Annotated in this window: 9 protein-coding genes; 1 reads left to right on the top strand and 8 read right to left on the bottom strand. The window is 43.2% G+C overall.

Features of this window, described 5'->3' with window-relative positions; genetic code table 11:
• From ACJHWT_RS18105 to ACJHWT_RS18120, 4 genes are all read right to left on the bottom strand, one after another.
• Nucleotides 1-714, bottom strand: a 714-nt coding sequence (locus tag ACJHWT_RS18105) for a pyridoxal-dependent decarboxylase (protein ID WP_032180546.1), incomplete at its 3' end; no start/stop codon positions are given.
• Nucleotides 715-1,075: 361 nt separating this feature from the next.
• The gene (locus tag ACJHWT_RS18110) at nt 1,076-3,859 is read right to left on the bottom strand and encodes a M16 family metallopeptidase (RefSeq protein ID WP_001317825.1); all 2,784 of its coding nucleotides are present in this window, start codon (nt 3,857-3,859) and stop codon (nt 1,076-1,078) included.
• Nucleotides 3,860-3,915: 56 nt separating this feature from the next.
• Nucleotides 3,916-6,288, bottom strand: a complete 2,373-nt coding sequence (locus ACJHWT_RS18115) for a TonB-dependent receptor plug domain-containing protein (protein WP_000832481.1) — start codon at nt 6,286-6,288, stop codon at nt 3,916-3,918.
• A gap of 37 nt (nt 6,289-6,325) precedes the next feature.
• Nucleotides 6,326-8,011: an ABC transporter ATP-binding protein/permease gene (locus tag ACJHWT_RS18120; RefSeq protein ID WP_000628553.1), complete on the bottom strand. Its 1,686-nt coding sequence runs from the start codon at nt 8,009-8,011 to the stop codon at nt 6,326-6,328.
• 202 nt (nt 8,012-8,213) lie between these two features.
• Here ACJHWT_RS18120 and ACJHWT_RS18125 point away from each other — a divergent pair, with 202 nt between their 5' ends.
• The gene (locus ACJHWT_RS18125; RefSeq protein ID WP_122134692.1) at nt 8,214-8,336 is read left to right on the top strand and encodes a hypothetical protein; all 123 of its coding nucleotides are present in this window, start codon (nt 8,214-8,216) and stop codon (nt 8,334-8,336) included.
• Here the strand turns inward: ACJHWT_RS18125 and ACJHWT_RS18130 are convergent.
• The 4 genes from ACJHWT_RS18130 to safA all read right to left on the bottom strand — a co-directional run bounded on the left by ACJHWT_RS18130 (nt 8,302) and on the right by safA (nt 12,628).
• Nucleotides 8,302-9,459, bottom strand: coding sequence for an anaerobic sulfatase maturase (locus ACJHWT_RS18130; RefSeq protein WP_001317828.1), 1,158 nt, complete (start codon nt 9,457-9,459; stop codon nt 8,302-8,304). The genes ACJHWT_RS18125 and ACJHWT_RS18130 overlap by 35 nt on opposite strands.
• 51 nt (nt 9,460-9,510) lie before the next feature.
• Nucleotides 9,511-11,193, bottom strand: a complete 1,683-nt coding sequence (locus ACJHWT_RS18135; RefSeq protein WP_001695737.1) for a sulfatase-like hydrolase/transferase — start codon at nt 11,191-11,193, stop codon at nt 9,511-9,513.
• A 401-nt stretch (nt 11,194-11,594) separates the two neighbouring features.
• Nucleotides 11,595-12,356 carry an acid stress response transcriptional regulator YdeO gene (gene ydeO, locus ACJHWT_RS18140; protein WP_000060464.1) on the bottom strand — a complete coding sequence of 254 codons (762 nt, stop codon included), beginning with the start codon at nt 12,354-12,356 and terminating at the stop codon, nt 11,595-11,597.
• A gap of 74 nt (nt 12,357-12,430) precedes the next feature.
• Nucleotides 12,431-12,628 carry a two-component system connector SafA gene (safA, locus tag ACJHWT_RS18145; RefSeq protein ID WP_000543389.1) on the bottom strand — a complete coding sequence of 66 codons (198 nt, stop codon included), beginning with the start codon at nt 12,626-12,628 and terminating at the stop codon, nt 12,431-12,433.
• Nucleotides 12,629-12,833 lie beyond the last annotated feature (205 nt).

The raw sequence follows: 12,833 nt of genomic DNA on the forward strand, positions 1-12,833 counted from the left end.
GATGTCGATACCGGTGTCGGCCTGGAATTTATCCAGCGCATCGTGCAGCGGCTGCGGGAACTCATAGTTACCGGTGTAGGTCACGCCGAAAGTCGGCACCACGCCGATGGTGTTTTCGTCGCAGGCTTCAATCATGCGTTTCGGGTCCATAAACAACTGACCGGGGCGCATAGGGATCTCACGCAGCTCCACATCCCAGTAGCGGGCGAATTTATGCCAGCAGATTTGCACCGGACCGCACACCAGGTTTGGTTTATCCGTTGGTTTGCCTGCAGCTTCCATACGCTTGCGCCAACGCCATTTCATCGCCATCCCGCCGAGCATACAGGCCTCGGAAGAACCAATGGTGTTGGTGCCAACGGCCTGACCATTTTTCGGCGCAGGCGCATGCCACAGATCTGCAACCATGTTTACGCAACGCAGGTCGATGGCTGCAGATTGCGGATATTCTTCTTTGTCGATCCAGTTTTTGTTAATGGATAAATCCATCAACTTATGGACATTTTCGTCGTCCCAGGTCTGGCAGAAAGTGGCCAGGTTCTGACGAGCGTTGCCATCAAGATATAATTCGTCATTGATAATCTGGAATGCGACATCATCGCGCATTTCGTGCAGCGGAAAACGTTTTGATTCTGCGATAGTGGAAATAGACTTAGCACCAAAACGTGAATCGAGTAGTTCCGACCTTAAATCCGTTACTTGCTTCTTATCCATTTTAAACTCCTTAAAATGATTGGATCGCATTAAAAAAGTAGGATTTATCGATAAAGTAAGCAAGTGCAAAGGACTCGTGTTTAAATAACAAAATCCTAATGTTATTTATCGTGAGATATTATGCGAATAATATTTTATCATTGAAAATCAATATATTATTGAATTCTTGGGTGGTGGCAAGGTGTTTTATGCTGTTATTTTTATGCACTTTCTACGCCTCCTGAATTATCACGTAAAAATCAGACCTTAAAATATCACTATTAGTACTTGGTTATTATTTTGAACGCATTTATAAAATTATTACATAAAAATAGCGAATATTGATAAAATCCCCGCCAACGAGGTGTTGACGGGGCTGTTATTATTTTGGCAATAATACTCCGGTATAAGTATTTACCGGATGAGAAAGATATTGTTTAACGGTAGTGTTAACATTCTCTACCGTCATTTGTTTCAACAATTGCTCCTGCTCAGTCCATGCTGCAGGATCGTCATATTGAATAAGACTATTTACAATGGTGTTCGCTAATTGTTGAACGCTACGCTGTTGGATATCGAGGCTGCGCTGAACGTTTTGCTGGTATTCGTTCAGTTCTTGCTCACTGATCCCTTTAGCCAGACGCTTAACCATCACTTCATTCGCTAACGTTAACAGTTCATCATGTCGTTCTGGTTGACAAGTAAAAGCCAGCAAATGACTGATATCTTTGGCCTGAGGATCAACCGAGAGGCGAGAAGAAACGCTGTATGCCCCAGAGGCCTGTTCACGAATATTAATGCGTAGATCTTTTGCCAGTGCGACGTTAAAAGCATCGAGCGCCATACGCGTCGCCAGATTAACCGGTGTCCGGGAATCATAACGCTTCCACTGTGAAACCTGTGCCACAGGTTCATTTTGTTCTTTTACCGTAACCGATGCATTGTCCGTCGCGCGAGTTAATGGTTTACCTGCGGCTAATGGCGAATCAGAGTGTTTGATTGATCCTAAGTAACGCGTAATTAACGCCACGAGTTTGTCTTCTGCGACATCACCGACAATGACAAACGTGATATCCGCTGGAGATGAAAACAACTGGCGATCGGCAGCCAGCGCATCTGCGGCAGTAAACTGTGCAATCTGATTTTCTTGCAGTAATTTCGTGCGGTCATCAGCATAACGCGTCTCATACATCTGCTGGGCGAATTTCTCCGCTGGACGCTGGTCGAGCGTTTTCAACGCCTGAATTTGAGCATTTTGTAGCGATGCCCAAATATTGTCGTTAATCTTGCTGTGGGTGATTCGCTGGTTAATCAACTGGAAACCAGGTTCAGGGTTATTAGTCCGCGCGCTAACAGAGAGCAATGTATTCATGCCACTGACTTTACTGCTCATGGTTACCGAGTTTTCCGCACTCCAGCGTTTCAGGCTGGAAGAGGAGAGTTCACCAACGCCGCTTCCGCTTACTGCTTTATTTGCCAGCGCGATAAGTGATTTTTGCTGCGCAGGGAAACTTAAATCGCCTTTATTCGATACGGCAGTAATTTGTAGCTTTTGCTCTTCACCCGCGGATTTTGCCAGAATAACCCTGGCACCATTAGAAAGTGTTAATGATGTCATATTCTCAGCCAGCGTTTCTTTGCTTCTAATTTCCGCCTGAGGGTCAGCGTCTACTGTTAACGATAAATTTCTGCCTGGGAAGATGTAAGCCGCCAGCTTTTTGTTGGCGTACTCTTTTTCCAGCGCCAGGATAGCCGCAGGAGACAATGCTTTTTTGGCGGCAACTTCATTGTTTACCATTTGCTCCCAAAATGCGTCCTGGTTCTTTCTTAACTGCTGCCATTTTTCCGCCAGACTTTGCACGGTAATTTGCTGCCACAGACGTTTCGAAAGTTGATATGTCTCTTCCGGCGACAAGAACGGCGTATTATTTAATGAGCTGGATGCCAGGCGACTGGTCAGCATACGTAAATCACGTTCAGCTTGCTGATCAACCGCATTTTTCAGCCAGGTGAGGCGGGTAGATTTGACATCATCGAGTTCTTCAGCAGAAAAACCATGCTGATCAATGGTTGCCAACTCTGCCATTAATGCATTCGCAGCATCCTGCATATTATCGTCTCGTGCATTTACACGGAAAAACAGCGACTGATAATCGGGTGCAATTTTGACGCTGCGCGCAGTGCCGCCAGAGATAGTCTTCAACTCGCCCGACTGTATGCGTTCCTGCAGACGTTGGTTGAACAGCTGAACCAACATGCTCCATTCAGCTTGTTCGATAAAGCTTTGCTCATCGTTCACTTGTACCATTGGCAGGCGATAATAGAGTGCGATGCCGTTCACCCGGTTTTCTTTATCATTGATGATATTAAAGCGCAGGTGGTTTTCGGCTTTTGTCGGCCAGACGCGATTTTCAGCTGCTTTGTTAGCCGGAAGCTTACTTAAATTATCCTTTATCAGCGCCAGCGCTTCTTTACTGTCGATATCGCCGACCACAATAAAGGTCATATTATTTGGTTGATACCAGCGTTGATAAAATTGGCGCAATTGTGCCGGTGTGACCGTGGCGACGGTATCCATCAGGCCGATAGGTTCACGGTCTAAATTACGGGTATTTGCCAGCAGGAAAGGGCGGCGCGCCTGAGAGGTGCGCCATTTCGCATCCTGATGGGCACGCCATTCCTCAGTAATTACGCCGCGTTCAGCGTCTACTTCGAGTTTTTCAAAGGTTGCGGCATTACTCCATTCACTGAAGATTGCCATCACTTGTTGCAGATTTTGTTTCTGCGTAGTCGGCAAACTCACCTGATACACTGTTTCGTCATAGCTGGTATAGGCATTAACATCGCGACCAAAACGCAGGCCCATTGACTCAAATGTTTCGATGACTTTATTACCCGGCCATGTTTTTGTGCCGTTAAACATCATATGTTCTACAAAATGAGCCACGCCGCGCTCATTGTCTTCTTCCTGCAATGAACCGGTATGAATTTGCAGCCATAAATTTACCTGATCCTTTGGTTGAGCATGCGGATAAATCATATATCGCAAGCCATTGTCCAGTTGCCCGGTAATTAACTTTTCATCCTGCGGTAAGGCGGCGGCAATCAGTCGCCCGGGGAGCAACAGAGTTGCCACTAACGTCAGTAAGAAACAGAGGTTTCTCATAATTATCTCCATGCGAAAACCGGGCAAATTTACCCGGTTAAGTAAAATCCGAACTATTAAAATTTCATGCTGACATCAAGCCAGAAAGTACGGCCACTGGCGTAGGTCGCCACACCGGTATTCGTTGTATCAACCGCGGTTTTGCTATCCAGTACATTGAGAATATCGGCACTGATCGTCAGGTTTTGTTGTTTCAGAAATTGTGGCGTCCAGGACAAGCGGGTGTCCCAGGTCAAGCTGCTATCCAGTTTTTCGTCAACATACTGCTTGTAATCTGAATATTCGCTGATGTATTGCGCATTCGTCTTACCCAGGATAATGCGAGCTTTACGCGCTTCTTGCCAGGCCAGCGTATTCGCCCACACCAACCCGCTCGGTTGATGCGTGAAATCCATGTTTAAGGAGATCTTTAATGGGTTATTAAAATCTGCCACTGGAACGCTATCGTAAGAGACCAGATTACCGTTATAAACCACCTGGTTATCACCGGTATTGCTTTCCTCATAACCATTGTTTAACGACAAGTTGCCCTTGCTCTTGATATAGCTAAAGACAATTTGCGGGTTAATATCTACCTGGCTGATATGCAGGGGTTCGGCCAGTTCAAAACTGAGGTTGAACGAATGCGTTTTAGTTTTGCCGTCGTTGTTATATTCAGTAATGGTGGTTTTAGTCGCGCTGTCGGTACGACTGCTTTTACTGATTTGATCATGCGCTTCACGATAAACATAGTTTGCACGCGCAATAACGTTCTTACCGATTTTCTGCTGCAACCCCATTGCCAGTTCATCGTTATAAGGCGTTTTCAAATCCTGATAACGCGTCAGGGTTTTATTGCCTGATACCGATTCCGTCCAGCTATTGCGGATATCACGTAATCCCATATCAAGAATATTCCCGCCATAGTAACGGTTATAACCGGCGGTAATCATTGAGGTTTGATCAGCAAAAATATCCCATTCCGTCATAAATCGCGGGGAGATATTGTGGTTTGACAGATAGTTGTCATAGTCATACCGCACACCGGGCATTAACGACACATTCCGCCAGCTAATGCGATCCGCCATATACAGCGTGTAGTTGTCAATTCCCAGACTGCCTTTACCTTTATGGTAAATGGTATGGTTAGTTTTCTTTCCTGCAGCATTAATCACATAGGATTCAGACTGGTTATGGCGTTCAGTCCATGCATCGGAATAGATGTATTCCGCGCCGAAGTAGGGTTGATGCGAAACATCACCCACGGCGAATTTTTGCCAGTCCAGGCGTGTTTTGAAGGTGTAATTATCTACAGCCTGGGAAATGTGTCCTAATCCACCACGGGTGCAACGACCTGAAATATCACCATATGTACATGAAAGTTCGGTGTACCAGATGTCATGATCGTGACGGGTATAATCACTAATATGATCCCAACCAACGGTAGTACGTAGTTTGGCCCATGCGAGCTGCGTATCCATATCCCATGCCAGACCGTAGGATTTATTACCCATTTCGCGATCAGACTGCGGGAAGGTGCTGGTATTATAATCACGACTGGAGCCGGTATATTTTAAGGTAAAATCGTGGGTAAAGCGGTCGCTGGCAAACCAAGTAAATTTGCTCAATGCGGTATCGATAACGTTTTTATACTGTGCCCGACCGGCGACAATGCCGTCATTCGAAACATAATCCGCGCGGGTGATATCAGACTGGCGGCGCGATAAACCGGCGGTAACGCCAAAGTTATCAGCGAGTTCCTGATTAAACGACAAGGTATAAAAGTTCTTTTTAAAATCTGGAGAGTAATAAGTACTTCCTGAAGAACCTTGATTAAATGCGCTCTTGTTATTCTCATCGATATGCGATGTTAACCAGTCCGAACGCGTAGTGCGATAACCCAGTTTCACGCTGCTATCATCAGCGTTGAAGCGTTTGATCTTTGCATCAATTACCCCGCCATTGAAGCGACCGAATTCAACCGGCACAAAACTGTCATAAAGCGTCACATTGTCCAGTAAGCTGACATCAAGATAATAGCCCTGTGACATCCCGCTAATATTGGTTGCACTACTGGCATCGGACTCATTCGCTGGGTTCAGGTTATTAGTTGCACTAATACCATCAATCAAATAGGCATTCTGGTAGGGCGACGCACCGTGAATAGAGATTTTCTCCGGGCGAATATCTCCCTGGTTCAATGAGGTACTTTGCGTTGAATCCATGCGCACCGCAGGGTTGGTTCTCAGCAGATCGCTGATATTGCCATTCCCGGTCGGTAAACGCTCGATGCTTTCACTGGTGTAATGCGTGTTGCCGTTTACGGGTACAGGGACAGGAGCATAGACCGTCATCTCTTCAAAAACATGCATGTACATGTTTTTGTCATCGACGGCCTGCGCTACATCAGCGCCACATAAAATGACGCCAGGAATAAGAACTCGCTTCATTTATTTATATCTCCGTACAGCAGGGCTTTTATTGTTTTTATATAACCGCGCTAATGTCACAAATATCATCAGCCAGGTTCCAGACACCGGGTTGATGTGTAACCATAATGACGCCGCTTGTGGGTAGTTTTTCACGCACTAAACGCAGTAAGCGGATAGCCTCTTGTTCCTCAAGATGAGAGGTAGTTTCGTCAAGAAATATCCATTTCGGACGTCGTAAAATTAATCGTGCCAGGGCGATACGTTGTTTTTCGCCGCTGGAAAGAATATCGCCCCAGCGATCGTGGTCATGAATACGCGCAGCCAATTTCCCCAGACCAACCTGATGCAGTACTTCGCTCAACGATTTATCGTCTACGGACAGGGGAAGTGCTTTACAAATTATCTCTTTCAGTAAGCCGGTTTTGATTAACGGTGTTTGTGACACATACCAACTGTCAGCAGGAGAAGAAATATCACCTTTAAACCACGGCCAGCAGTGGGATAATGTTTTAAGCAGTGTGGTTTTTCCCGCACCAGAGTAACCTTTCAGTAATAGCCATTTGCCTGGCGAAACATGAAAGTTCAGGTTCTCTAATATGATCTTATTATCAGGAGTACGAATACTCGCGTCAGCCACTTGTACCGCATGTTGGCAATTTTTAGGCTTATTCGTAGGGCGCTGTTCGGTGAGTTGATGGAACTCATACAAACGATCGATAACCGCAGCCAGTTCAGCAAGTTCGTCATATTTATAAATAAACCAGCTTAAATTGTTCGATACCAGCATAAATGCCTGGCGCGATTTCATCAGTCCGCCCAGATTGATCTGTCCGCTAATAAACTGCGGCAATAACAGAAAGTAGGGAAGAACGCTAAGCGAGCGCGAATAAATATTCTGCCAGTAATCAAGCCACCGCTGACGATTCATTAAACGATGCCAGTTCTCTTTAATGGTATGAAAATTGTCGCTTAACTCCTGGCGTTGTAGAGACTCAGCATTGCTTAGCGCAATCAGTTCTGCCTGCTTATTATGCTGCACAAGATTAGTTCGAAATGTCGCTTCGCTACGTTGTTTTTCCACATTAAGCGGACGAATACGTTTACCAACCTTATGGGTAAATAAAGTTCCACCGATCACAATGAGCACAACGGTATAGACCATATACCCCTGGATATTCCATTCTGTTCCACCAACAGTGAATGAGAGCGTACCCGCGCTTTGCCAAAGAATAACGGTAAAGGTGATCAACATGCTAAGTGACTGGATGAAGCCAAATGAAAGGCTGAGCGTTTTACTGATCAGTAAGAGAATGTCCTCAGCGATACGTTGGTCAGGGTTATCTGTATTTTTATGCTCACCGTAGATCTGCGTGAAGTAGTAGTTTTTATCTGCAAACCAGCGATTAAGGTAGTAATCTGTTAACCATTCGCGCCAGCGAATAGTCAGTAGTTTAATTAGCCATGTTTTGTTTACGGATATTAATACAAAGATCCCCAGCAGGGCAGGGAACCAAAGGACAAGCTGCCAAAGCTTATCGGTTTCTTTCTGGCTTAGCGCATTGAAAAAATCATTATTCCAGTCGTTTAACCAGACCTGAATTTTAACCACGCCAAGGATCATGGCGAGGATAATAATGATTAACAACACTGAAGTTTTATTATTCTTACGCAGCCAAAATGGCTTCAGCAGACAGAGATACTTTGCTATCAACATACAAAACGTAATGGGAATGGTTATCATTAGCGAAAATTGATTGTGCCATCCAATGATTATCTATGGCAATGATTTACTGATGAAATTTATTTAAGTATCATTTAACAATATGAAATATAAAGAAATATTTCATTTTCAGTGGTTATGGTTATGCTATTGATAATCAAGGGTATTGCTAATGCCCTGACGCATGCCGCGTAAGCCAGAATTTTCGCAAGGGAAGATGATGATGACGAAACACCCAACAGGAATTTATGTCGGGTGCTTTGTTAAGGTCATAAGACGGAGGCTAAGACTGGAGCAAAGAAGGAGCGTTATTAATTATTCTCCATTTGTTTTGCAACATCCATAATGTGGTAAAGCGGTACTCTGTTCTTGGCTAACTCCACCATGGCGTTCATATAAGGTACCATGGTTGAAAAAAGGATTTTATAACCTTCGCAAAAATAGGAAATAGTCTCATTGTTTACTTTAGTAATACGATGCTTAGGGCAACCACCATTGCAGATAGGTTTATATACACATTGCTGACATTTCGCTGAAATCCGTTTTTTTTGCGCTGTCAGTTGTACACTGTTCATCGTTTTGAGTTCCGATTTATTAATGTTTCCAATTTTGTACTGTGGATAGACAAAATGGTCGCATTCGTAAATGTCTCCATTACTTTCAACAACCAGATTATCCTTGCAGGACTCCTGGAAAATACAACTGGTATGCCCATTCCCCAAAAAACGGCTGACAAAGCTTTCAAACTGACGGATGAAAATTTCACCCACATCGTTTTTAACCCATTGCATAAAAATGGTTGACATAAACTTGCCATAAGCCGTGGGAGGCACAGAAAAATCAATGATACGGAATGTATTCTCAGTATGACCACTGAAATCAATATTCGGCGTCCCGGTTTCGAGCAATTCGATAAATTGCATATGTTTACTGCCGATAGATTTTAAAAAATGATAAACCTCAAGAGGGTAATGGACATTAATGTTATTAATAACGGTTAACGTATTAAACTCTATTTGATATGATTTCAGACGCTCGATGGCTGCTATCACTTTTGCAAAAGTACCGTTACCTGAATTACTGCGTCTGTAACGGTCATGTAGCTCTTGGGGGCCATCGATCGAGATACCAACCAGAAACTCATGTTCTTTGAGAAAGGCACACCATTCATTATTCAATAAAATGCCATTCGTTTGTAATGCATTAAAAATACGTTTTTGGCCTGCATAGCGTTGTTGATAGTGAATAACTTTACGGAAAAAATCCAGGCCAGCCAGAGTGGGTTCACCCCCTTGCCAGGTAAAATAGACCTGATTGCCAGACGCTGCGATATATTGTTTGATGAACTCTTTCAGAGTGCTGTCATCCATCCATTTTTCATGAGTAAACTGCGACTCTTTTTCAAGGTAAAAACAGTAATCACATTTGAGATTACATTGAAAACTGGAGGGCTTGGCTGTAACGTGCATCGCTATCTCGCTCAATAAGGCGGCGGAAAAATCCGCCGCATGAAGGTTTAGTTATTTCGCTTCGCTTAGTGCTTTCTTGATATTGTTAAACTTCTCCTGATTTACCTCGCTAAGCGGTGGCTGGCTGCTGTCGATAAACTCTCTTACCACGCCTTGCATCTCTTTAACGACCTGCGGATTGGCGGCGGCAATGTTATCTTTTTGCTGTAGATCCGTCAGTTTGTAGAGACCTAACTGATTGTTTTCTACTGTATAGACAAGCGAATAATCGTTATTTCTCACCGTATAAGAGAATTGGCTTAAGTCCTCGGTGTTGGGGTTATGCGGGTAATCGTCTGACTGATGGCGGACAAATTTGTGGTAATTATCCCAGAAGGGAATATTTTCTTCATCAAACCAGTGAGAATAAGAGGTTATCCAGGTCAGATTTTTATGTGGCTCGCCTTGTTTCTTATCCTGCAACCACGGCAGCAAGGAAACGCCATCCAGCTTTAGGTCTTTTGGAATGCTGATATCGGCTGCATCAAGAGCTGTCGGGTAGAAATCCATTGCGGAAATCAGCTTGTCATAATTACCGGGTTGAAGTTTTCCTTTCCACCACATAAACATTGGGGTGTGAGTACCGCCAGGATAGGTCTGACTCTTATAGCCTTTTTGCGCCCCGTTCAGCGGCAGAGGACCATCGATAACCGCACCATTATCGGAGGTAAAGAGAATAATAGTATTGTCATACTGTCCGTTTTTCTTCAGTTGTTCGAGAATGCGTTTTACACCCTGATCAACAGAATAAACGGAAGCGTAGTAGTTATCTGCTGTTTGACTACCGGTATTAAATTGCTTCTGATATTGCTCCGGTGCAGGATTATCATTTGGCAGATGCGGAGCATTATAAGCCAGGTAAAGCATAAAAGGCTGGTCAAGTGTTTTGGCACGATCAACAACGCCAATTGCCTCATCGGTTAACTGATCGCTGATATAACCTTTTGCGGGGACGCGTTCACGGTTTTTGAACAGTGAAGGGGAGTTGTAATATGCCGTTCCTGCAGCGTGGAATCCCATAAAGTAATCAAAGCCACGGTTTTGCGGTTGCCATTCTTCCGCAGAATAGGTGGTGAAGTTGTCATGATAGTCACGCGTTTGTTTATCTTCCGGTACCGGCACATTACTGATTTTTGACAAGTGCCATTTACCTACTGCTGCAGTGTAATAACCATGATTCTGGAATAATTCAGGCAGGAAAGTTTCTGTTAGCGGAATACCATCCTGAGCATCGGTATTGGAATAGACACCAAAGCGGGCGGGCGCTCGACCGGTCATTATTGCGGCGCGGGAGGGGCCGGAAACACCGTGCGCCACATAGCCGTTAGTAAAACGTACGCCTTCATCCATTAATGACAGGAGCGTCGGCGTTGATTTTTGCGCAGCTTCAATGGCTTTATCTATCCCTATTTTGTAGGTATCGACAACTTCACGATTTTCCATTGTTTTTGGGTCAAAAGATCCCTTATCAAAAGGAAGTTGTCCATAACCAAGATCATCCATAGTCAGTACGATAATATTTGGCTTTCCCTTGGTACTGTATTCAGTCGGCGTAAAGTCTGAGAAAGCAACGTTTGTTTTGGTTGCTTTCAGCTTTACATCATCTGCCGCATGAGCAGCAAATGCAGCCATACCAGATGCCAGTATCAAAGATATCGAGGTACTTACGACACTTTTCTTTAATGCAGACTTCATAAATGTTCCTCTTCTTATTGTACTTAATTCCAAAGTAATTTTACGAAGAGAAATAAGTGGATGTAAGTGAAGTTAGTCACATAAAGAGATAGCAGATTAAGCTAAAAAAAGAGAAATAACAGTCCATAAACTGTTGACATTACTTTCTATTCTACTAAGTAATTTCTCGCAGATAAACAACTAATCTATTGATATTTAATAAATTATTGTATTTTACTGACAAAATTCCGAATTGAGATCATAAATAATCATGCAACAGGTTATGCAAATGCATAAATATGTGATGAATGTCACTTATTTATTTCAATAATATATCGCCTAAAAACAACGCGGGGCAGGGAATGGCTGCCCCATTTTAATTTCTACGTAACGTGCGTGGTTGACTACTCGTTAGCAAATAATCAAATAGCTAAAGCACTCATCGTGTTATCCGTGTTCATACCCGTGTGCCTTTGACAACGGTACTCCTTAGAAACTCTCTTCGGACTGTTGCCGAAATGTTTGCGGAACGCATAAATAAAATAAGATGTACTCGCATAACCACATTGTTCGGCAATTTTATTGACTGAACCTTCTACGCGTATCAAATTTTTTGCGTGCTGCATTCTGGCATCTAAAAGAATCTGTGAGAATGTCGTTTGCTCTTGCTTTAGTTTTTTCTTCAACAGGCTTTCACTAATGTACAGGCAGTCACAAATATCTTTCAGCTTCCATGGGTGCGCCAGCTTCATGTTGACAATATTTCTCACTTTCCCGGAAACGGATAGCACACCGTTAGTTAATAGTGTAATGAAACCTTTGCATGTGGCAAAAATAGACAGGCAAGAAAAAAGCAAAAGTTCTGAAAAGTTATGATGATTGCGTTCTTCCGAGTTGAGATAAGCAATCATTTCATTAAGCAATCCAGTCGGTACATTTGAAGCACGTAAAAACTTCGCAGGAACAGGCATCGTCACTGTCTGGATGTTAGTGCATTGTAGATATTTTTTAATGGTGTTTTCATTAAATCCGATTTCTTTGAAATGCCGCTCATAAGGTTCAAAATGCGTACGAACAGCGTTATCTACCATCAGGATCTCGCCGTCAGAGAAGGCGTAATCTTTATCTAAAATGTTAGCGTTGAAGGCATGATGAATAAATATAACAGAACAAACGAGCGACATTTTATCTCCTTAAAATAATAAAGTTTTTATCGATAATTTTTTAACATTTCATATTTATAATTTGCTGTTTATTTTCAGTCTTGCAAACTATTGATAATGAAATGTGTAAGATCTCTTGCAATGCGACCCATTTCTGAAATACCCAGCTGATCAATTGCCGAAAAAATGGCTATCAACGTAAGTGTCAGTAATAAGACAACCACAATTACAGACATGATTTCTTTATAGTTGTCTCTTTGCGTGATTTTGTTTTTCACTGTGGTCGCATGCATTTCAAATATGTTAATTTAGCGGATAACGTTAAAAATCGTTAATCAGTATGCTTAATATAACAGGCTGGAGAAAAGAGGAAATAGGACTGGCACTTCAGTACTGAGCGGAGTTTCTTACAGCTGTAGGCAGAAGTTTATATCTTATAGGATGTGGTTTAATTTAATCCATGTGAGCAAATTGCGCGATAATAGTCAATGAGGAATT

This window comes from Escherichia sp. WS338, from assembly GCF_046486405.1.
Lineage (GTDB): Bacteria > Pseudomonadota > Gammaproteobacteria > Enterobacterales > Enterobacteriaceae > Escherichia > Escherichia coli.